This window comes from Mesorhizobium sp. WSM4829 (assembly GCF_055811475.1).
Window position 1 is genome coordinate 1 of sequence record NZ_JBVVQJ010000002.1, and the last position, 21,370, is coordinate 21,370.

15 protein-coding genes are annotated in these 21,370 nt (G+C 62.2%); 7 read left to right on the forward strand and 8 right to left on the reverse strand.

Annotated elements, in window-relative coordinates; all coding sequences use genetic code 11:
* The 5 genes from AC0L17_RS02335 to AC0L17_RS02355 all read left to right on the forward strand — a co-directional run.
* Positions 1-1,435, forward strand: a 1,435-nt coding sequence (locus AC0L17_RS02335; protein ID WP_473514614.1) for an IucA/IucC family protein, incomplete at its 5' end; no start/stop codon positions are given.
* Positions 1,419-3,128, forward strand: a complete 1,710-nt coding sequence (locus tag AC0L17_RS02340; protein ID WP_473514615.1) for an IucA/IucC family protein — start codon at positions 1,419-1,421, stop codon at positions 3,126-3,128. The genes AC0L17_RS02335 and AC0L17_RS02340, both read left to right, overlap by 17 nt.
* Before the next feature lie 12 nt (positions 3,129-3,140).
* The gene (locus tag AC0L17_RS02345) at positions 3,141-4,412 is read left to right on the forward strand and encodes an AMP-binding protein (protein ID WP_473514616.1); all 1,272 of its coding nucleotides are present in this window, start codon (positions 3,141-3,143) and stop codon (positions 4,410-4,412) included.
* On the forward strand, positions 4,412-5,755 hold the full coding sequence (locus tag AC0L17_RS02350; RefSeq protein WP_473514617.1) for a DUF6005 family protein: 1,344 nt from the start codon (positions 4,412-4,414) through the stop codon (positions 5,753-5,755). The genes AC0L17_RS02345 and AC0L17_RS02350 overlap by 1 nt, the downstream gene beginning before the upstream one ends.
* The gene (locus AC0L17_RS02355; protein WP_473514618.1) at positions 5,752-6,597 is read left to right on the forward strand and encodes a sugar phosphate isomerase/epimerase family protein; all 846 of its coding nucleotides are present in this window, start codon (positions 5,752-5,754) and stop codon (positions 6,595-6,597) included. Before AC0L17_RS02350 ends, AC0L17_RS02355 begins: the two co-directional genes overlap by 4 nt.
* A gap of 82 nt (positions 6,598-6,679) precedes the next feature.
* Here the strand turns inward: AC0L17_RS02355 and AC0L17_RS02360 are convergent, their stop codons facing one another.
* The 6 genes from AC0L17_RS02360 to AC0L17_RS02385 all read right to left on the reverse strand — a co-directional run bounded on the left by AC0L17_RS02360 (position 6,680) and on the right by AC0L17_RS02385 (position 12,892).
* Complete coding sequence (locus AC0L17_RS02360) at positions 6,680-8,791, reverse strand: TonB-dependent receptor domain-containing protein (RefSeq protein WP_473514619.1); 2,112 nt, start codon at positions 8,789-8,791, stop codon at positions 6,680-6,682.
* Positions 8,792-8,977: 186 nt separating this feature from the next.
* A complete protein-coding gene (locus AC0L17_RS02365) occupies positions 8,978-9,736 on the reverse strand; it encodes an iron ABC transporter ATP-binding protein (protein ID WP_473514620.1) in 759 nt (252 codons plus the stop codon).
* Positions 9,733-10,707 carry an iron chelate uptake ABC transporter family permease subunit gene (locus AC0L17_RS02370; RefSeq protein WP_473514621.1) on the reverse strand — a complete coding sequence of 325 codons (975 nt, stop codon included), beginning with the start codon at positions 10,705-10,707 and terminating at the stop codon, positions 9,733-9,735. Before AC0L17_RS02370 ends, AC0L17_RS02365 begins: the two co-directional genes overlap by 4 nt.
* Positions 10,700-11,680, reverse strand: coding sequence for an ABC transporter permease (locus tag AC0L17_RS02375; RefSeq protein ID WP_473514622.1), 981 nt, complete (start codon positions 11,678-11,680; stop codon positions 10,700-10,702). Before AC0L17_RS02375 ends, AC0L17_RS02370 begins: the two co-directional genes overlap by 8 nt.
* Entirely contained in the window at positions 11,677-12,579 is a 903-nt protein-coding gene (locus AC0L17_RS02380; protein WP_473514623.1) for a siderophore ABC transporter substrate-binding protein, read from the reverse strand. The genes AC0L17_RS02375 and AC0L17_RS02380 overlap by 4 nt, the downstream gene beginning before the upstream one ends.
* 28 nt (positions 12,580-12,607) lie before the next feature.
* Complete coding sequence (locus AC0L17_RS02385; RefSeq protein ID WP_473514624.1) at positions 12,608-12,892, reverse strand: DUF2218 domain-containing protein; 285 nt, start codon at positions 12,890-12,892, stop codon at positions 12,608-12,610.
* A gap of 159 nt (positions 12,893-13,051) precedes the next feature.
* Here AC0L17_RS02385 and AC0L17_RS02390 point away from each other — a divergent pair, with 159 nt between their 5' ends.
* Positions 13,052-14,761 carry an ABC transporter ATP-binding protein gene (locus AC0L17_RS02390; protein ID WP_473514625.1) on the forward strand — a complete coding sequence of 570 codons (1,710 nt, stop codon included), beginning with the start codon at positions 13,052-13,054 and terminating at the stop codon, positions 14,759-14,761.
* 196 nt (positions 14,762-14,957) lie between these two features.
* Here AC0L17_RS02390 and AC0L17_RS02395 read toward each other — a convergent pair whose 3' ends face one another.
* Both AC0L17_RS02395 and AC0L17_RS02400 read right to left on the reverse strand, forming a co-directional pair.
* On the reverse strand, positions 14,958-15,221 hold the full coding sequence (locus AC0L17_RS02395) for a hypothetical protein (protein ID WP_473509383.1): 264 nt from the start codon (positions 15,219-15,221) through the stop codon (positions 14,958-14,960).
* A gap of 714 nt (positions 15,222-15,935) precedes the next feature.
* Positions 15,936-17,318: an FAD-binding oxidoreductase gene (locus tag AC0L17_RS02400; RefSeq protein ID WP_473514626.1), complete on the reverse strand. Its 1,383-nt coding sequence runs from the start codon at positions 17,316-17,318 to the stop codon at positions 15,936-15,938.
* Positions 17,319-17,658: 340 nt separating this feature from the next.
* Here AC0L17_RS02400 and AC0L17_RS02405 point away from each other — a divergent pair, with 340 nt between their 5' ends.
* Positions 17,659-21,348 (forward strand): PAS-domain containing protein, encoded by a 3,690-nt coding sequence (locus AC0L17_RS02405; protein WP_473514627.1) that lies wholly within the window; start codon positions 17,659-17,661, stop codon positions 21,346-21,348.
* Positions 21,349-21,370: the final 22 nt, after the last annotated feature.

Sequence of the window (21,370 nt, forward strand, 5' to 3'; positions counted from 1 at the left end):
CGCTACAGCGCTGTTGAGGGCGCGCTCGCGAGCGGCTTCGCTGCCGCCGATCTACACCACGCGGTGGGACACGACCGTCGGCTTCATAGCCGCGGAGCAATCCCTGTATTTCGGACATCCGCTGCATCCGACGCCCAAGAGCCTGCAAGGCATGTCGAACTGGCAGCAGGAGGTCTATGCCCCCGAATTGCGCGGCGGTTTCCAGCTGGCCTATTTCGCCGCCGCTGCCGACCTTGTCCGCGAGGATTCCGCCGGCACCGCGGTGACCGCGATCGTCAGCTCACTGCTGGGGAATGACGCCGGCAAGGTCGCCGCAGGTAACGGCGAGATGCTCCTGCCCATGCATCCGCTTCAGGCGCAAGCATTGATGCTCGACCCGGCGGTGCGAGCGCTCATGGATTCAGGGCAGATCCGGTATCTCGGCCCGGCAGGGCCGGTGTTCACGGCGACTTCTTCGGTGCGCACGGTTTACAGCGATGATGCCGCCTGGATGCCGAAATTCTCGCTGCCCGTCCGCATCACCAACTCCAGGCGCGTCAACAGGCGGCACGAATTGGAGGCAGGCGTTGCGGTGGCGCGCCTGTTCGAACGCGCCGGGATCGACATGTTCGAGCCGCGCCTCGGCTTTCTCCACGACAGCGCATACCTGACGCTGGATTTTTCCGGACAGGCCGAGAGCGGTTTCGAAGTCATCTTCCGCGAAAACCCGTTCCGGGGCCGCGCCGACGATCCCGTGATCACCGTTTCGGCACTGACGGCCGAACCACGTCCCGGACACAGCTCATTGTTCGAAACCATCGTCCGGCGCGTCGCGCAGGATCAGGATATCTCGGTGCGGCAGGCGTGCCGTCGCTGGTTCGAATGCTATCTCGACTGTGCGCTCGATCCGCTGGTCAAACTCTATGACCGGTTCGGCGTCGCTCTGGAAGCGCATCAGCAAAACAGCTTGCTTGACCTGTCGCAGCAGGGGCTGCCCAGCCGATATTTTTATCGCGACAGCCAGGGATTCTACCTCTCGAACAATTTCAGAGCCCGGTGGTATGGCCTGATGCCCGACATTGTCCAGATCCGCAGTCTTTTCTTCGACGACCGTGAGATTCGCGAGCGGCTCTCCTACTACCTCATCGTCAATCAGATCTTCTCGGTCGTCGCTCGCGCCGGGCATGACGGCCTGGCAAGCGAGGCCGAACTGCTCGCCATGCTGCGTGCGCGGCTCAAGAAGCTGGCGCAAGAGCTTACTGGCGCAGGCGGGGAATTCGCGACCAGCCTGCTGGACAAGCCGCACATCACCGCAAAGGCCAACCTGGCAATCCGACTCGGGGATGTCGATGAGCTGGCCGAGGGCGGCAGCGCCCTCTACACGCATTTTCCCAATCCACTCAGCCGTGTCGGGCTATTTGTCGCCGCGGAGCAGGCACATGCCATTGCCTCTTGATCTCCACGGCATCCCCGAGCTGCGTGTGATGCGCCAGCTCGCGGAAGCCCTGGTCTATGAGGGCCTGGTCGATTGCGCGGTGTCGCGAGACGGCGGGAAAGCCCGCTTCGAATGGCGCTGCGGCGGCGCCTCGATACGCTGCGAGGGATCGATCGGCGCCTTCGGCCGGGTCAGGGTTGTCGCCGAGACGATCGAGCGGGGCTGCGCCGACCGATGGCGCCCGGCGACGCTCGGCGATCTGCTTGCGTGCATAGACACCTGCCCCGAACGGCGCGCGCAACTCACGTCCGAACTGGATCGGACGCTCGATTTCAGCGCCTGGAACCAGCTCAATCTCCGGCCCAGACCGCGCCGCGATCTGCCATTTGCGCAACTCGACAGCGCGATCGATGAGGGTCATCCCTATCATCCGTGTTTCAAGGCGCGCACCGGCTTCGATTACGCCGACCACGCGGCGTACGGCCCGGAAGCAGGCAACGCCTTCCAACTGGCCTGGCTGGCGGTCGCGCCCGAACGTCTGCACTCGGCGTTTCCCACGGACGAGCAGGCTTTCTGGATGCACGAACTCGGCACCGAAACCTACGCGCTGCTGGACGAGCGCCGTGCCCGGCTCGGCGACAATGCAAGGCGGTTCGGCCTGATGCCGCTGCATCCCTGGCAATGGAAAGCGTTACAGGGCTCGGAGCTGTCGCGCTGGCTGGCGGAGGGCTCCGCCGGTTTCCTCGGCCATGCCGGCGATCGCTATAGCGCCAGCCAATCCGTGCGGACGCTGTTCAATCGCGATCACCCGCGACGCGCCAATCTCAAACTGCCGATGAATCTCGTCAACTCGTCGGCCAGGCGCATCATCGAGCCGCATTCGGTGTGCAGCGCGCCGTCGATCAGCCGCTGGCTCAAGGACATTGTCGCCAGCGATACGCTGTTCGAGGCGCGCTATCCGCTCACGATCCTGGCCGAATATGCCGGCACGATCGCAGATCGGGAAGGACCGCTGGCAGGACAGATCGCCGCGATCTGGCGGGAGGACGTTACGAGCAGCCTCCAGCCCGGCGAAACCGCGGTGCCGCTCAACGCGCTGATGGCCTTGGAGAGTGACGGCCGGCCGTTCGTCGCGGACTGGGTCGAGCAGTACGGGCTGGACGCCTGGCTCGACAAGCTTGTGGCTACGGTGGTGATGCCGGTGTTTCACCTGCTCGTCGGCCATGGCATCGCCACGGAAGCGCATGGCCAGAACCTGATCCTGATCCATCGCGATGGCTGGCCCGTGAGGCTGGCGATGCGCGACTTCCACGACAGCGTCGAATATGCGCCGGGCTTCCTGCGCGATCCCTCCATTGTTCCCGACTTCCTCGCCTTGAACCCCGCCTATCGTGACGCCGCGCCCAACCAGTACTACTGGATGGAGAGCGCCGATTTGCTCGGCGAGCTCTGCCTGGACGCGCTGTTCGTCTACAACCTCGCCGAGATCTCGCATCTGCTGCGGCTCTTTTACGGCCTCGACGAAGACAGCTTCTGGTCAGGCGTCGGCAGGCAGTTGCAGGACCATTGCCGGCAGTTCGGACTGACACACCGGCAGGCCGCGCTTGGCCTTTTCCAGCCACGCATCCGCACGGAATCGCTGCTGCGACGCAAGCTCGCGCCACCGGGCACCGAATGCGCTCACGAAATCCCAAACAGCCTTGCAGTCGCGTAAGGAGACAGAAAAATGATCACCATCAACGACACGGTCTTTGATCGAACCTATTTCCGCGACGCGGCGGATCGCATTGCGGCCGCGGTGCAACTCGACAAGCGCGCAGGCGACCGTTTTGCGGTCTGTTTCTCCGAGGCGCAGGATTGGCTGGCGTTCTTCTTTGCCGCGCGCGCAGCCGGCGCCAGCGTGCTGCCGCTGCATCCCTCGACGCCATATGCCGCGGCGCGCCGGCAGGCGGAGACGGCGAAGTGCAACTGGCTTTTCTACAACCGGCTGGATGGCGAGCCGATCTGCGAGGAGCGCGCCAGCGAAGCTGGACAGCTGCTGCAGATGAGTTCTGGCACGACCGGCGAGCCGAAATGCATCGCGCGCGCCTGGAGCGACATAGACGACGAGATCGACTGCTACACCTCGGCGTTTGTCGAGCCACAGGACATGACCCCGTTGATCGCTGGCCCAACCACCCATTCATATGGCTTGATCTGCGGCGTAATGGTGGCGCTGAAGCGCGGCCAGTCGCCCGCCATACTGGACACCGGGAACCCAAAATTCCTGCTGCGCAAGCTGCGCGAAACGGAGCGCCCCTATCTGATCTCGTCGCCAGCCATCCTTCACACGCTTGCCAGGCTTTTGCCGGCCGGCGAGCAGATCCACGCAACGATGACATCCGGCACCCTCTTGCCCGACCCCTGGTTCGGGCAGATCAGGGCCAAGTCCAGGCACATGTTCCAGCAGTACGGGTGCTCGGAAGCCGGCTGCATCGCGATCAACCCTGATGTGCAGTCGGCTAATGAAATCGGCTCTGTGCTGCCGCGCTTCGCGTTGCGCGACGCCGGCACGGCCAGTGAGCCGAAGGAAATTGCCGTCGAGCGCAAAGGCGTGGTCGTCGAGACGCGCGACCTCGGCTACCGCCGCGACGACGGGATGCTGGTTTTCCTGTCGCGTCTCGACGATCTGATCAACGTCTCTGGCCTCAACGTCTATCCGAAGGAAGTCGAGGACGTGGTCATGACGTTCGCCGGCATTGGCGACGCGGTCGTGTTCCGCAAGCAGGATGCATTCGCGGGCGAGCGCGTCGCGCTTCTGTTCAGCGCCGAACATGCGGTCGACCGGTCGCAGCTTCGGCAATGGTGCGCCGAGCGGCTTGCAGCACACCAGATGCCAACCGAGATCGTTCAGGTGGAGCGGATCCCGCGCCAAGCGAACGGCAAGATCAGCCGGCGTGACGTGGCTGCGCGCTATGGCACGGGCGAATTCGCGCCGGTACGGACGGAGGCAGCCTGATGACCTACGATCAAATAGTCGACGCGATCGGGACGATCCTGCGCGACAGGCTCGACAACCAGCACATGGATGTCTTCGCGCCGCAAGCCAGGCTGAACGAGGATCTGTATCTCGATTCCGTGCTCATTCTCGAGCTCATGCTGGCGCTTGAACTCGACTACGGTATCGCGCTGCCCGAGGAGGTGATCAGCCGTCAGGATCTGGACACGGTGGACGACCTGGCGCGGCTGTTCGTCAACACCTCGGAACCGAATGGAACACTTGTTAAGCCGGCAAAGGACCTTGTTCTCGCTCGCGCCGAACGAGAAGCGGCCGAGCGGATCGGCGTGCATGGCGAGGACTTCGTCGACATCAAGGTCCATTGCTTCGTCAGCAATGTCTGCCACGCGGTGAAGCAAAGGCAGCTTGATCATCGACCTTTCTTCTTCGGCGTCTGGGATGCGGGTTTCGCCGTCGATAAAAGCTGGCGGCTGGCGTATCACGCGCCTGAAATCAACCACGACTTCTTCCGGGATTGGTTCGAGCGCCTGTACGGCGCCAAGGTCCGCCAATGGTATCGGCCGGACGCAGCCAAGGTAGAGAACCTGGCGACGATGCTGGAGCTCCTGGAACGCAAGAAGCAGAGCGAGTACCTGATGGTCATGCTCGATCTCTTCCACCTGCCGGAGCGCGAGAACAAGTTCAACCAGAATCCGTTCCCGCACTATCTGATGTTGGAACACACCGAGGATCCGGCAGTTTGGATGGTTTTAGACCCCGATTTCCGCTGGGAAGGCAGGATCGAGAAGCAGAAAGTCATCAATGCGATCATGCAGCCGACCGTTGCCGGCGGCTTCATCTTCGACGCTGCCGACATCAGGAAACCGTCCGCCGTCGATCTGCGCGACTATTTCCTTGCCTGTTTCCATGAAGACGACAATCTGCTGACGCGCGCAACGCGCGAAGTCGTTCGGGCGCATTTGGAAGGCCGCGACGGCGTGAAGCTGCCCGAGTTGTCGATGGCGCTACGCGAGCTGCCGGTCATCTCGATCCGCAAATACGCGCTGGAGCATGGCTTCGCCTTTTTCTGGCGATCGCTGCAGCTTTCCAACGCCGGGTTCGACACGATCTGCGACGACATCGAATCCCTGATCCAGGAATTCAAGACGCTTCACTACGCCATCATGAAGCTCAGCCAGACAGGCGACGAAGCCTTGGCGCCGCGGGTGTTCGAGAAACTCGATATGCTGGACGCGATGGAGCGCTCGCTGAAGCGCCGCCTTGCCCAAACCTATCGGGTGTGGTGCGACACGCGCGGCCTCCTGCACGCGCCGCGCCACGATGTCGAGGACGCCGTCGCATGAGGCTGTCGCTCTGCACGATCACCTTCCGCCATCATCTGCTGTCGCTGGAGGACATCGCGCGATGGGCAGAGGCGAACGACTTCCAGGGCGTCGAGCTCTGGGGCGCACACGCGCGCAACATGCAGCATATGACCGAGCGCAACGCCGAATGGATGGCGGCGTTCGGGCTTTCAGTGCCGATGCTCAGCGACTATCTGCCTCTTGATGAGGATCTGGCGTCGCTGCGTCACGCCACGTCGAACCTCTGCCGCCTGGCCGGCCGCTGGGGCGCCCGCAAGGTGCGCACGTTCGCCGGCAAGTCGGCAAGCCGGGACACCTCGCCCGAAGCGCGCTGGCGACTGTCGGCGCGGCTCAAGGACGCCTGCATGATGGCGCAGGACCAGGGCTGCCAGCTACTGGTGGAGACACATCCGGGAACGCTTGCCGATACGCTATCGTCGACGCAGCGCCTGCTCGAGGAGGTCGACCATCCGGCGCTGGGCATCAATTTCGACACCTTGCACGTCTGGGAAGGCGGCGCCGATCCGGTCGCCGCGCATCGCGCCCTGTTGCCGCATATCCGGCACTATCATCTGAAGAATGTCCGCTCGCGTGCCGACCTCGCCGTGTTCGAGCCGGCAAACGTCTATGCCGCGGCCGGAAAGCGGACGGGCATGACCGCGCTTTTCGACGGCACGGTGGACTATCTGCAATTCCTCGACGAATTGTTCGAACGCGAGGAGGTGGATGCCTCGCTGGAATGGTTCGGCGGCGACTGCTTCAACATTCTCGCCAACGACGCCCGCAACATGCGTCTGCTGCGGGCGGACCGCGAAGCACCGATCCGCGCCGGCGTAGCGTAAGCGACCGCGTTTCGAGACCAGTTTCAGGGCCGGCACAGGTCACTCCCGCGCCAGCCTTTTCGACGCGCCGTGGCGCTCCGGGTCAGAACCGCGCCGTGACGCTCAGACGGAACGAGCGCCCCGGATCTTTGTGTGGTTCATTGCCCGGTCCTAATTCCGCAAAATCCTGACCGTAGGCGGCTCGGTCCGTATAATCTTCGTCGAATATATTGAGAGCGTCGGCGCGCAGCGTGAAGTTCGGCTTCGAAGGCGGCGTCCATTCGACATAGGCGTTCACCACCTCATAGCCCGGCAGTTCCTTCTTTGCGCTTGTCGGGTCGGTGTCATGCCGCACCAAGGTCCTGTCGGTCCTCAAGGCGATTTCGATGTCGCCACCGACTTTGAGGCCCCAATCGTCGAACGTGTAGCCGCCGCCGATCATCACGATCTGACCGAGAGGTGTCGTCAAATAGCGGCCGATCTCCGTATCGGCCGGCATGCCGTCGACGTCAGCATTGATATCGGCATATTTCACACTGACAAAGCCGGCGTCCCAATCATAGCGGCCGCCGATTTCCCAGCCCTTCGAATCGAGATCGAGCGTTCGGATCGATGTATCCCCGGGAAGGTATGGCGCGCGTCCGTAGACCGGCAGGCGTGCGTTGTCGATGTTCGTACGGAACAAATTGGCCTCGAAAGTGAAGCCGTTGTAACGCATTTCCAGCCCCGCAGTGTAGTTGTCAGATGTCACCGGATCTGGACCCTCGCCATAGGTCCAGACTGGATTCTGGATGAAGTTCTCCGCCAGCGGAACACCACCCCAGACATGCGAGGTGCCGGCCTTGACCGTCAGGAATTCCGGTACGAGGTCGTATTCGCCGGAAATGTTGCCGCTCAGGCCCGCATTGTTCCAATCCGAATCATCGACGCCGGTGAACCATTGATGGTCCCCACGTGCGCCGAAGGAGATCCTGGCCCGATCGAACGGCTCCAGGCGGGCTTGGGCATAAGCCCCGACGTTGCTGGCGCGTTCGTCGGCAAATTCGAAGAAACCGGGGAAGCGCGAATCCAGTGCTGCCTTGTCGCTGTAGAAATCGAAACCCGCGGTGACGCTTCCGACGTCGAGCGAAAAGCGGTTTTCGACCTTGCCGTTGAGGCTGGTCGTTTCTCCAAAGGCTGGCCCAGTGACGCCTGCCTGGGGACCGCGAGGGGCCGTAACTTCTGTGCCCAGTTCGGTCCGGGAATATGCAAGCACGATCTTCGGATCCCACCAGCCTTCCGGTGAGGTGTCGGTATATGTGAAAACCGTATTCTGTCGGCGCAGATCGTAGTTGCGGGTCACTGGCTCCGCGCCATTATCGATATAGACATTGGCGCGATAGGGGCGCAGTTCGTCGTCGCGGACCTGCTCGTGACTGAGCTCGAAACGATGGCCCTCGACGCTCTCGTAGGCGATCTTGGCTAACCCGCTGATCAGATCGGTGCCGGTCCCCGGCATCTCCTGGCCGTTGCCGGCGGTGAAGTTGCCGCCACGGCCGTAATTGATGTAGCCGAGATACTCGAAGCCGTCCTGCCGGCCGAAGCCGCTCACGCCGGTGGTGAACGTCTCGCTGTTGGTGTCCCATATGCCGGTGACGAAACCGCCAAAATTGCGGCCGGGTTCGAGCAGGTCGGCCGCATCCTTGGTCTCGAATCCAAGCGAGCCCGCGAGTGCGCCCGGACCGGCGTCGGCCGGCGCAACGCCTGCCTGCACCGACGCGGCCTTTAGAAGTGCCGGGTCGAGCAGATAGGTGCCGTTGTGGTGGAACACCTTGTTGTTCTGTCGCGACCCGTCGACGGTCACGGCCAGATTGTTCTCATCGACGCCGTTGACGTAGATCTTCTGCGTGCTGGGGATCGCGCCGCCGACGGCGATCTGCGGCTCACCGGAGAACACCTCCCTCAAATCCTGCGGTTTCTTGCGGTCGATCTCCTGCTGGTCGATGGTGATCAGGTTGGCGCCGGCCGTCGCGTTGGCGCCTGCCCCCACGTCGACGACGAGAATGGTGTCGAGCTGCGTGCCCCCGGCGGGAGCCTGGGCTTCTTCATTTCCTTCGGTCGTGCTCGCCCCGGCTTCCGCTTCCGGGGCGGGGGCAGACTGCGCCAGCGCTTCGGGACACAAGAAAATGGACATCGCGGTGCTGACGGTCAGCGCTCGCAACAGATCTGATGACATCGGCTAAATCCCCTCGAATACGGTAGCCCCGGCTGGCGCCAACCGCGCCTGTTGGGACTGCCTTAACCCATCGGTTGCGCTGCGGCAATAAACTTGATAATAAAAATCCAGTTATGCAAGCCCTTGTAACTGCTGCGCTCTTCGAGCGCTGCAGTCGCGGAAGCATTCTCAGCGTGGTGCAGATTCTCAGGGGTGATGCAGGACAGTCAGCCGACCGGCGATGTTTTCGACCCGCATCGAGAAGCCAAAAATGCTCTCCAGTATATCCGGCCGGATGATGTCGCCGGTTTCGCCCGACGCGATAACGGCGCCGTCCTTCATCGCGACGATGCGGTCGGCGTACGAGGCTGCATGATTGATGTCGTGGAGCACGATGAGCACCGTCTTGCCGTGCTCGTCGGCGATTCGTCTCAGCGTCCGCATCAGGTTTCTTGCATGAAACATGTCGAGGTTGTTCAGCGGCTCGTCGAGAAGGATGTAATCCGTCCCCTGGCAGAAGGTCATGGCGACGAGGGCGCGCTGCCGTTGCCCGCCTGACAAGGTGTCGATAAAGCGCAGCGCCAGGTCGCTGAGATCGAACTGTTCGAGCGACGCCGCGATGATTTCGCGGTCTTTCGCGGTCAGCCGCCCGCGATTGTGCGGGAAACGACCGAACCCCACCAGTTCGGCGACACGCAGGCGGCTTGCGACGCCGGGATCCTGTCGCAGGATGGCCATGATCCTGGCCAACTGCCGGCTCGGCGTCGTATCGACCGGCAGCCCGTCGACTGTGATGCGGCCGCTTTGCAGGGGTCGCAGGCGGGCGATCAACGACAACAGGCTGGACTTGCCGGCGCCATTCGGTCCGACAAGCGCCGTGACGCCGCCCTTCGGCACGGTCAGGCTGACATTATCCAGAATGCGGCTGCCGCCAAGAGCCAGGGAGACGCCTGCAATCTCGATCATTGCCGGCCCCCGGCAAACAGAATGGCGAGGAACACGATGCCGCCGACGAATTCCACGACAATGCCGAGGCTGCCTTCCCCGCCCAGAGCATGCTGGAGGATTGTCTGGCCGCCGACGAGCACGATTATCGCCGTGAGCGCGGCTGCCGGCAGAAGGATGGCGTGCCGGTTGGTGCCGACGATGCGCTCAGTGAGCGAAACCACCAGCAGCCCCAGAAACGCCATCGGTCCAACCAGCGCCGTCGACGCCGACACGAGCGCGGCGACAACAACCAGCAGCCCGGCAGCCGTGCCGCGCCACGCCAAGCCGAGCCCAATGGCTGTGTCGGTGCCCAGCGCGAGCACATCGAGAACATGTCGCGCCCGCCAGGCGATGGCGACACCCGCCACGGTGATCACGCCGGCCAACAGCAGCAGATCGGGTTCCACCGCATTGAAGCTGGCGAAGACCGTACCCTGCAGTACGGCGAAATCGTTCGGATCCAGCAGCCGCGCCAGCAACGTCGTCAGCGATCGGAACAGCACGCCCAGCACGACGCCGGTCAGCAGCATCAGCGTCAGGTCGAAACGCCGGCGAAGCATCGGCAGGAACAGCGCCAGCGCGAGGCTGGTCATTGCCGTGAAATTGCCGAGGAAGTGCAGGCGCGGATCGATGCCGGCAACGCCGAAACCGCTCAGCGCAAAAACCAGCGCCGTCTGGCAGAAGACGTAAAGCGCATCCAGGCCCATGATCGACGGCGTGATGATGCGGTTGGCGCAAACGGTCTGGAACACGACCGTCGAAACCGCCACCGCCACGCCGACCAGAACCATCGCAGCCAGCCGCGCTGCGCGCAGTTCGACCACGAAGGCGAGATCGCCGCGCAGGCCGATCGTCATGAAGGCCACGCCGACCAGCACTGCGACCGCCGCCATCATCGCGAGGCGGCCCTCGTGCCGCACCAGGCCGCGTTGCATCAAAACTTCAGTCATTGCTGCTTCGGCTAAGCAGCAGGACCAGGAACAGCACCGCCCCGACGACGCCGAGGATCGTGCCGACCGGAACCTCGTAGGGGAAACGGATGAGCCTGCCGATGATATCGCAGGCAAGCACCAGCGCCGCGCCACCGCCGGCGACCCATGGCAAGGTGTGGCGCAGGTTTTCGCCGGCGAAGCGCGATACGATGTTGGGCGCGACAAGGCCGACGAACGGGATCGTACCGACGACGACCACGGTCAGCGCGGTGATGGCCGAGACGATGACCAGGCCGAGCCGAAGCATAGCCGCATAATTCAGGCCGAGCCCTATGCTGACGTCCCTGCCCAGCGAAAGCATCGTCAGGCGGTCGGCCGTCCACCAGGCCAATACGACCAGTGCGCCCGCAACCCACAACAGTTCATAGCGCCCGCGCAGGATGCCGGAAAACTCGCCCGTCATCCACACTTCGAGATACTGCAGAAGGTCCAGGTGCCAAGCGGCAAAGATCGCGGCGGCGCCAATGACGCCGCCATAGACCAATCCGAACAGCGGAACGAGAAAAGGTTGTGTCGACGGCAACCTATGCGCGAGCATGAGGAAAACGGATGTCCCGGCGAGAGCGGTCACCGCCGCGCCAGCTGCCTTCCATCCAAGCGATGCATCGGGCCAAACCAGCGTCACCACCAGTATGCCGAGTGCCGCCGATTGTGCGGTTCCAGCCGTCGAAGGCTCGACGAAACGGTTGCGGGCAAGCGTCTGCATAACAAGCCCTGCGATGGCCAGGGCGCTGCCGGCCAGAAGTGCCGCCAACGTCCTTGGCAAGCGGCTGATCATGATCAGCCGCAAGGCTTCCGGGTCGGAGGCCAGACTGCCTATGGCGAGTTCGCTGACGCCGACGAACAGACTGGCCACAAACAGCGCCAGCAGGGTTGCGGCGCCGATTGCCTGATAGGCGAAGCCTTGAGAGCCAAGCGATCCGGCGGTCATTGGGTCCGCGAGAAAGCGTCTCGAATGGTCTCAAGCACGCGCTTCGTCGACTGGACGCCGCCTGCGGCGATGTAGAAATCGGCTGCCGGCACGTAGACCACCTGCCCCTTCTTCCAGGCCGTGGTTTCGGCCACCAGTTCATTGTCGAGCGTCGCCCTGGCGTTCTGCTCCCCCGAGCCGATCGCCGCGGCGCGATCGAGCACGATAAGCCAGTCCGGATTGGCGTCGCGGAGGAACTCGAAGGAGATCGCTTCGCCGTGGGTCGCGGCCTCGACACCCTCGACCGCCGGCGTGAGCTGGAGCGCCGAATGCAGCCAACCGAAGCGGGACTCCTTGCCATAGGCGGTCACCTTCGGGCCGCTGGTCATCAGGATCAGTGCCGTGCCCTTGCCCTTGACGGCGGCACGTGTCGACGAAAGCGCCTCATCGAGTTCCGAAGCAAGCGCCGCCGCCTCGGCCGGCTTGCCGACGAGAGCGCCGTAGGCCGTCAGGCGCTGCTTCGCCTGCGCGAACAGATCATCGCCATTCATCGTCATATCGATGCTCTGCGCAATCTGGCTGGTCGCCGCCAGTTGCGGCGAGGAGCGCCCGCCGACAATGATCAGGTCCGGCGCCAGCGCGCTCAGCGCCTCCAGATCGGGCTCGAAGATGGTGCCGACGATTTCCGCGCCGTCCTTCAACCCGGCGAGTTCGGGCACATAGAGCTTATCGGGCAAGCCGGCGATCTTCACGCCCAGCCTGTTCAACGTATCGACCGCCGCAATGTCGAACACCGCGAGCGTTTGCGGCGTCTTGCCGACCGTTACCGGGCCGTTCGCGGTCTCGATCTCGGTTGCGAACGCCTGAACGAGGAAAAGCGCCAATGCCGGCAAGGCCAGGACCGACTTGAGCCATCTCATAAGCATGCTCCGTAGCGAAGACGACGCTTCAATCGCGCCAGGCCAGCGGCTGAAGATTTTCGCGGAAGGCGAACCGGACGAGATGCGATTCTATGACCTGCTTGGTCTCGGTCAATGCGGTGGTGTCGGCCGCTTCCACCACTATGTCCAGCCGTTCGAGACCGGCATTCATGGTAGCCGTGCCGCAGGAGAAGCGGCACTGCCCATGCCCATCTCCATAGGCGACCTCGACCTTGTGCGCGAAATGGTTGCAAAGCTGCTGGAGATATTTGCCCGCATTCGGCGTTTCGCAGCGCGTGATCGCAGTCAGCATGGAGACCTCATAATATGATGTTTACACTCCACTTATCGTAAGCTATCCGTTCGGACAAGTCGGCGCCGCTGAGCAGTCGCCGCAAGAAATGCCTGTAGCGACAGCCCTCGCATAGCCATGCTCCTGGCAGGCCAGACCTTCGAACAGAAAAGCGTCCCAATGCTGCGTAGATTTTTCGCCTACTACCGCCCCTGGAGAAGTCTGTTCATCCTGGATTTCTGCTGCGCGATTCTGTCTGGCCTGCTGGAACTCGGGTTTCCGATGGCCGTCAAGCTGTTTGTCGACGAGCTGTTGCCGACTCAGCAGTGGCTGCTGATCCTTGCTGCGTCGGCCGGCCTGCTTGCCATATACGTGGTGAACACCGGACTGATGGCGGTCGTGGTCTACTGGGGCCATATGCTCGGTATCAACATCGAGACCGAGATGCGCCGGAAGAGCTTCGATCACCTGCAGAAGCTCTCGTTCCGCTTCTATGACAATCACAAGACCGGTCACCTCATCGCCCGGGTCACCAAGGACCTGGAGGAAATCGGCGAGGTTGCCCATCATGGCCCGGAAGACCTGTTCATCGCGATCATGACGTTCATCGGCGCCTTCGCGCTGATGTTCCTGGTCAATCCGCAGCTTGCGCTGATTACGGCGGCAATTGTGCCGCTGGTCGCTTGGGTGACAAGCCGCTATGGCGCGCGCATGACGCGCAACTGGCAGGCGCTTTACGGGCGGGTCGGCGATTTCAACGTTCGCATCGAGGAGAATGTCGGCGGCATGCGGGTGGTGCAGGCTTTCGCCAATGAAGACCACGAGCGCAACCTGTTCGCGCGCGACAACGCCAGCTACCGCAAAACCAAGCTCGATGCCTATCGCATCATGGCCGCAAGCACGTCGCTGAGCTACATGAGCATGCGGTTGATCCAACTGGTGGTGATGATCGCCGGAAGCTATCTCGTGCTGCGTGGCGAACTTTCCAGTGGCGGCTTCGTTGGCTTCCTGCTCCTGGTCAATGTGTTCTTCCGGCCGATCGACAAGATCAATTCGGTGATTGAAACCTATCCGAAAGGCATCGCCGGATTTCGCCGCTATGCAGCCCTCCTCGACACTGAACCGGACATCGCGGATCGGCCCGGTGCATTTGACGCACCGACGCTCCGGGGTGACATCAGCTACCGGGACGTCAGCTTCGGCTATAGCGGCGAACGGCCGGTTTTGAAGAGCATCAATCTCGACATCGCAGCAGGGCAGACCATCGCCTTCGTCGGGCCATCCGGCGCCGGCAAGACGACCCTGTGCTCGCTGCTGCCGCGTTTTTACGAGGTCGACAGCGGCGCCATCACCATCGACGGTCTGGATATCCGCGATATGACGCTGGCCTCGTTACGCGGCCAGATCGGTATCGTGCAGCAGGACGTGTTCCTGTTCGGCGGCACGATCCGCGAGAACATCGCCTATGGCCGGCTGGACGCGGTCGAGAGCGAGATCGTCGAGGCCGCGCGCCGCGCGCGCCTCGACGAACTCATCGCCTCGCTGCCGGAAGGGCTCGATACGATCATCGGCGAGCGCGGCGTAAAGCTTTCGGGGGGTCAGAAGCAGCGCCTGGCAATCGCGCGCATGTTCCTGAAGAACCCGACCATCCTCATCCTGGACGAGGCGACTTCGGCACTCGACACGCAGACCGAGCGGGAGATCCAGCAGTCGCTGGCAGAGCTTGCGCAGGGCCGAACGACGCTGGTGATCGCGCACCGGCTGGCGACGATCCGCAATGCCGATCGCATCGTGGTGGTCGCCGATACAGGCATCGTCGAACAAGGTCCGCATGATGAACTGGTGGCGCGCGGCGGCGCCTACTCACGACTGGGCGCGGCTTCAGATTAAATGAGATGCAGCTCTCAAAGCTCGGGCCGAGGAGAGTTCTCCTGAAACGCACCCGATCGGGCTGAGCAACCAAGGCCGCTCCAGCCCACGCTGCGAGATCGAAAAGGATTTTCGCTCCGCTGGGCGTGAGGTGATTCCAAGCGGCGGGCGAGCCCGCCGCCTGGAAGTCGAATCTCGACTGTGTGGCCGAACGCTGTTATCGGCTCCCCCAAATCCCCTGTCCGTAACCCGGTGCGGGCTTATCGAAGGTCGAATTTCCAGCCGAGGTCGGTACGCTGTCGCCCGTGTCGACACTCGCTGTGCCGCTCGGGTCGACAGGGTAGCCGTTGTCGGACGCCATCGAATGGTGACCGGTCTTCGGATGGCCATGGCTGTAGTCGGAGCCATAGTGGTCGCTGCCGGCAAAAGCCATGCCGGAGGCAAACAGCAAAGTGGCAGTGGCAAGAACGATCTTGAGCATTTCAATTCTCCATTTTTGAGGGTTAGCGTTGGGCCTCGACGCGCCGTGCACCGCACCGCATCGATGAGGCCGTCTTTTCATGCCCTTTGGGCAAACCGACCAACCGCTATCCTTAGGGATGTGCGGCGGCAGGTTGTTCAGCGCACGGTCTCTTGTTGCGTTCGTGCGCTGTTCGGTGGGCTGCCCAATGGCAGCCGAGATCATCACCAATCGGCAGTGTCAGCGCGGCCGTACGAATGGCGGCTGTTCCCGATCAGCCGTCGCGTAGCGGGGTTGACGTCTGCCCCTTGTCGATCATGGCGTTGCAAGAGCCGGCGAGCCCCGTCATGGCCCGGGTGGTTTTGGCCAACAAGGCTCGCGCGGAGCCGGTCGGGGAAATCGTATGAAGTAACTGGCCTATGCATTTTGAACCTCAGGTTTCGGAGCAAAAAAAATGTCGACCCTCGCCAAGACTAGATGTTCGGTCTTAGGCTCTGGATATTTTCTTTTCGTCCGTTTATTCTTCCGCGCCTTCGGATCCTATTGTCATACACCGCTTTCGTTTCAGGCGTTTTTCTGCATCGCGGTGGGAGTGTTTCGTTTGTTTCAGAGGCACGCGCGACGGGCGGGACGCATTTTGTGGATGATCGTCCTCGATGGCGCGACACCGGCTTGCGCATGCCACAGGCCTGTCCGCCTCGGCTCGACCCAAGGACGGACAGGCTCAGCCTCGGCTTACGGCCGGATGTTGTGGTTGACGCGGAAGAGGTTCGCCGGATCGTATTTGCGCTTGGCCGCGACGAGCCGCTCATAGTTGGCGCCGTAGGCGGCGCGTACACGCGCCTCGCCTTCATCATCCATCATGAAGTTGATATAGGCGCCACCGTGCGGGTTGTGCTTGTGCACCGCAGCCCAATACTCGCTTGCCCAGCGCCTCAGCTCCGGCGCCTTCGTCGGGTCGGGGTCGATGCCGGCGATAACCATGGACCAACGCGCTCGCCGCGCTCCCCAGGCGGTAGCGTCCGGAGCCACTTCCTGGGCCGCTCCGTCGATGGGGTAGAGATGCATCAGCGACAGTTCGCTCGGCGTCTTCGAGCCGTGCTCGGCATGGGCTGCGATGGCCGCATCGGACAGCTCGTCGACATAATCGCCCTTCCAGTACCACTGCAAGCCCTTCGGCAGCAGCGGATCAAACAGCGCCTGCAGATCGACGAAGGGCATCTGCATCATACCGTCCATCAGTGGCCCGGGAAGCGCGTCGCGCACGGGCTGCATCGCCCGGATGCCGTCCTCCTCCGCGCCGTTGTAGCAGCTGATCAGCGCGCAGACGCGCCTTCCCCAGATCTCGCGCGGGAAAGGGTCGCAGGAGGGCACCGTCTTGATGCCGAAGAACATCCCGAGCTCTCGCGGCGCTCCGGGCAGGAAGCCGCGGTACCAGCGCATGATCTCTGCGGTATGCTCGATGTCGAAGAAGATCGGCCCGGCATAGACATCCTTCGCCGGATGCGCCTGAAATGTGAAGCGCGTCACGACGCCGAAGTTGCCGCCGCCGCCGCGCAGCGCCCAGAACAGCTCCGGGTGTTCGTTCTCACTTGCCGTCACGACGCTGCCGTCGGCCAGCACGACCTCGGCCGCAAGCAGATTGTCGATGGTGAGGCCGTGTTTGCGCGTTAGATGGCCAGTGCCGCCCCCCAGCGTCAGTCCGGCGATGCCTGTGGACGAGACGAGGCCAGCCGGCACCGCCAGCCCATGAGCGCTGGTGGCGCGGTCGACATCGCCTTGGGTGCAGCCGGCCTCGACGCGGACCGTGCTGGACCCGAGATCAATATCGACCCGATTCATCGGCGACATGTCGATGACCATTCCGCCGTCGCAACTGCCGAAGCCCGGACCGCTGTGGCCGCCGCCGCGAATGGCAAGAAGCAAGTGCTTGTCTCGGGCATGATTGACTGCCGCGACGACATCGGCGACCTCGGCGCAGGGGATGATCCAGCGCGGCCGCTTGTCGATCATGGCGTTGTAGAGCCCGCGAGCCTCTTCATAGGCCGGATGGTTTTGGTCAATAAGGCTCGCGAGGAGCCGGTCGGGGAAATCGTGCGAAGTAACTGGCTTATCCATATTGAACCCTCAGGTTTCAGAGCAAGACGCGTCGACACTCGCCAAGACTAGATTGTTCATCCTGGGCGCTGGACATTTGCGCTTCGCCGGTTGAATCTGCCGCATCTGCGGCTGTTCTTGTCCTACACCGCCTTCGTTTCAGGCGTTTTTCTGTGGTGTGGTGGGAGTGTTTCGTTTGTTTCAGCGCGCCCCACGGGGATGACAGGCGACACGTCAGCGCCGGCGATGTCTCCCACGCGCCGAAACAGTTGAAACAAATCACGCGTCGCCCGAACGCGTGCTGAAACAAAGAGGGGCTATTATCCGCCCTCGCGGGATCACGCGAACAAAGGGAACGACCATGCGGCCTGATAATCCGGTGCCATCCACACACACAGGCTATGCCCTTTTTGACGCCAACCATGTTCTCGTCGACAGCAATCCGCAGATATTTGGAAGCCGGTGGCTCGACCGGGGCGAGATGCAGCCGACGGACGCCATTGCCGCAGTCGCCGAAGCCCTCTCACGTCTAAAGAGTTTCGACGGCCGCCCCATCGAGCCGGGCAACGCATTTGTTGAAAGCGCCGCGGCGCGATGGACGCAAATCGACGACGCTCCAGTTGAAGCCGAGACATTGGATGGCCGGTGGAAGTTGCTCACCGCACATCCTCGGCCGGATGGCGGCATGGCCCTGGTAAGCGTCGACATTACCGAGATGAAGCGAGCGCAGATCGCGCACCAGGAGAACGCCGAGATATTCCGCTGCATCACGGACAGTCACCCGCTGCCGGTTTGGGTGGTGGACGCGGGAAGCGGGCAGATCCTCTATGAAAGCCTCGATGCGTCGAACCTGCTTGGCCGAAAATGGACGCCGAACGAGCCGCAATTCCTGACGGATCATTTCGTGAATTCTGGCGAATTCAATGAAATCAGTTCTCTCGCCAGCAACAGCGAGATCGTCCGGGATCACGAAATCCAGCTTAGAAACACAAGCGGATCGGCCGTCTGGTGTTCGACCAACTGCCGTCGCGGCGTCTACGGCGGGCGCCCCTCGCTCATCATCGGGGTATTGGACATCACGGAACGCAAGCAGCGCGAGGATCTGTTCGGTTTCCTGATCAAGCATCATCCGTTGCCGGTATGGATGAACGACGCAAGTTCGGGGGAACTCATCTACCAGAGCAATGCTGCCGAACGGCTGCTTGGATGGAGCAAGAAGGCGCAACGCGAGACGGTGCGGCTTGGCGATTACTTTGTCGATCCCGAGAAGCACCGGGAAATCCATCGGGAACTCATGCAAAAGGGCGTCGTCGAAAATTGCGAGGTGCTCCTCAAAAGACCCGACGGCCAGGAGTTCTGGGCCACGGGCAATCTCAGGATCGTCGAATTCCAGGGCCGGCGAGTGGTTCTCGCCGGCATCGCCGATGTGACCAAGCAGAAGAAGCGTGACGGCGAAGTCGCCGCGGCGCGGGAGATGCTCGCAGACGCCGTTGAATCACTCTCCGAGGGATTCGCGCTGTACGACGAAGACCACCGCCTGGTCATGTGCAACAGCCTTTACCGCGAACTGAACCACCCGGTGCGGGATCTCGTCGAACCGGGCGTGGAATGGAACGAACTGCTTCGCGAATCCGCCAGGCGCGGCGTGTACCGCAATGCGATTGGGCGCGAGGACGAGTGGCTCGACGAGCGGCTCCAAAGCCGGATCGAGTTCCACTCCCATTTCGAGGTCCCCCTCTCCGACGGCAAATGGCACTCGGTATCGATACATCCCACCGATCTTGGCGGCTTCGTCGTAACGCGCGCCGACATCAGCGAGCGCAAGAAGGCCGAGGCTTTCGAGCGCGACGCCACGACGCTGCTGCAAAAGGTGCTCGATGCCTGCCCTTCGCCGATACGCATGACCACGTTCGAGGGAGAAACGCTCTACCGCAATCCTGCTACCAGAGATCTCTACGCCGACCGTCCTCGGATAACCGACCAGTATGTCGATCCAGACTATAGCGCGATATTGGAGCGCACCCTGATCGAAAAGGGCAGGATCGATGATTTTCGGGTCCAGCAGTACGACACCGAGAACAAGCCCTTCTGGGCTTCGATTTCCGCTCGCCTGATCGATTTCCAGGGAAGGCAGGTGATCGTGTCGAACACGACCGATATCACCGGCATGATCGCCGCCCAGCAAGAAACGCGCAAGGCGAACGAACGGCTGATCGACGCGATCGAATCTCTGGCCGAAGGGTTTGCCCTCTACGACAGCAACGATTGCCTGGTGCTGGCCAACAGCAGGTATCGCCAGATGCACGCGATAAGCGCGGATGTGCTCGTTCCCGGGGTGAACTGGTTCGATTTCCTGCGCGTGACCGCAGAGCGCAACCAGTTTCCGGTCCCACGCGACAAGATCGACGACTGGCTTGCCGAGAGGGCACGGGACCGCCGCGAGTTCCGGCAACAGGAATTCCGTCATACGGACGGGCGTTGGTTTTTTGTCTCGAACTGTCCGACCCGCGAAGGCGGGTTCGTGGTTACCCGTGTCGAGATTACAGAGCGCAAGCGGGCCGAGGAGGCGGCCAAGGAAGCGGATGAACTGGTCCGTAAAGTCCTCGAAGCCTGCCCCGTCAACATCCAGATGACCCGCGCGCATGACGGGAAGCTGCTTTACCGCAGCCCCGCCACCGTTGAACTGCTCGGCGACGTCACCAGCGCCGTCGACTATTATGTCGATCCTTCAGAGCGGATCCGATACGTTGAGCAGCTGCTCGCGACGGGATTAGTCGACGATTTCGAAACCCAGCTCAAACGCAAGGACGGTGGAACCTGCTGGTGCTCGGTCTCGTCTCGACTGATCGATTACCACGGTGAGAAGGTGATTGTTTCCCACGCCTACGATCTCACCGACCGGATAAAAATGCAGCAGGAATTGGAGCGGCAGCGCGAGACGCTGCACCAGAACGAGAAAATGGCGGCGCTCGGTGGATTGCTGGCCGGGGTGGCGCATGAGCTCAACAATCCGCTCTCGGTGGTGCTTGGCCTGTCATCGCTGATGAAGGAGACCGCTGCCGACGCCAAGGTCGTGGAACGCGCCGACAAGATAAGCAAGGCAGCCGAACGCTGCGCCAGGATCGTCAAGACGTTCCTGGCTATGGCCAGACAGCAGCCGACGCGAACCTCAAACGTTGCGATCGACGATATCATTTCCGAAGCGGTCGAAGTGGCGAGCTATTCGATTCGATCGTCGGACATCGGGCTTTCAGTTCATCTTGAACCTGGTCTTCCGCCGATCTGGGCGGATCCCGATCAGCTTGGCCAGGTGCTGATCAACTTGCTTGTCAATGCAGAACAGGCGTTGCACGGGTGGCAAGGGCGACGGACAATCACGGTTTCAACGCGGCTTCATCCCACAACCGGCAACATAGTCGTCAACGTTGCCGACACGGGTCCGGGAATTCCCAAAGAGATACGTCCCCGCATTTTCGAGCCGTTCTTCACGACCAAGGAGATTGGGGCAGGGACTGGGATCGGGCTGTCCTTCTGTCATCGGATCGTTCAATCCCATGGCGGAACCATCGAGGTCGAATCCCCCGAGGGGGGTGGCTCGATCTTCATACTTTCGCTGCCTGCTTCGGACCGTCTCGACGAAGGAACCGAAACGGCTGAAGACGAACTCCCGAATTCGACCGGCATTGCCTGTCTGGTGGTGGACGACGAAGAGGAAGTGGGTGAGCTGGTTGCTGAGGTGCTCAGGCGAGATGGTTTCAACGTCACCATTGCCAGATCCGGCGAAGAAGCGCTGCTGCACCTCAAGAACCGCAGTTTCGCGGTGATCCTGAGCGATCTGAAAATGCCTGATATGGACGGGCGGGGATTGTTCAACCAGATTGCCAAGCTCCATCCGGCTGAACTCGACAGGTTAGCCTTCCTGACGGGGGACACAATCAGTCCGGACGCGCAGATGTTCCTGCGCGCCGCGAAACGGCCCTATCTCGAGAAACCGATCAAACCGAACGAGCTCCGTTCGTTTGTCTCTAATCTGGTCAACAACAATGCTTGACAGACCCGTTGATTTGCACGTC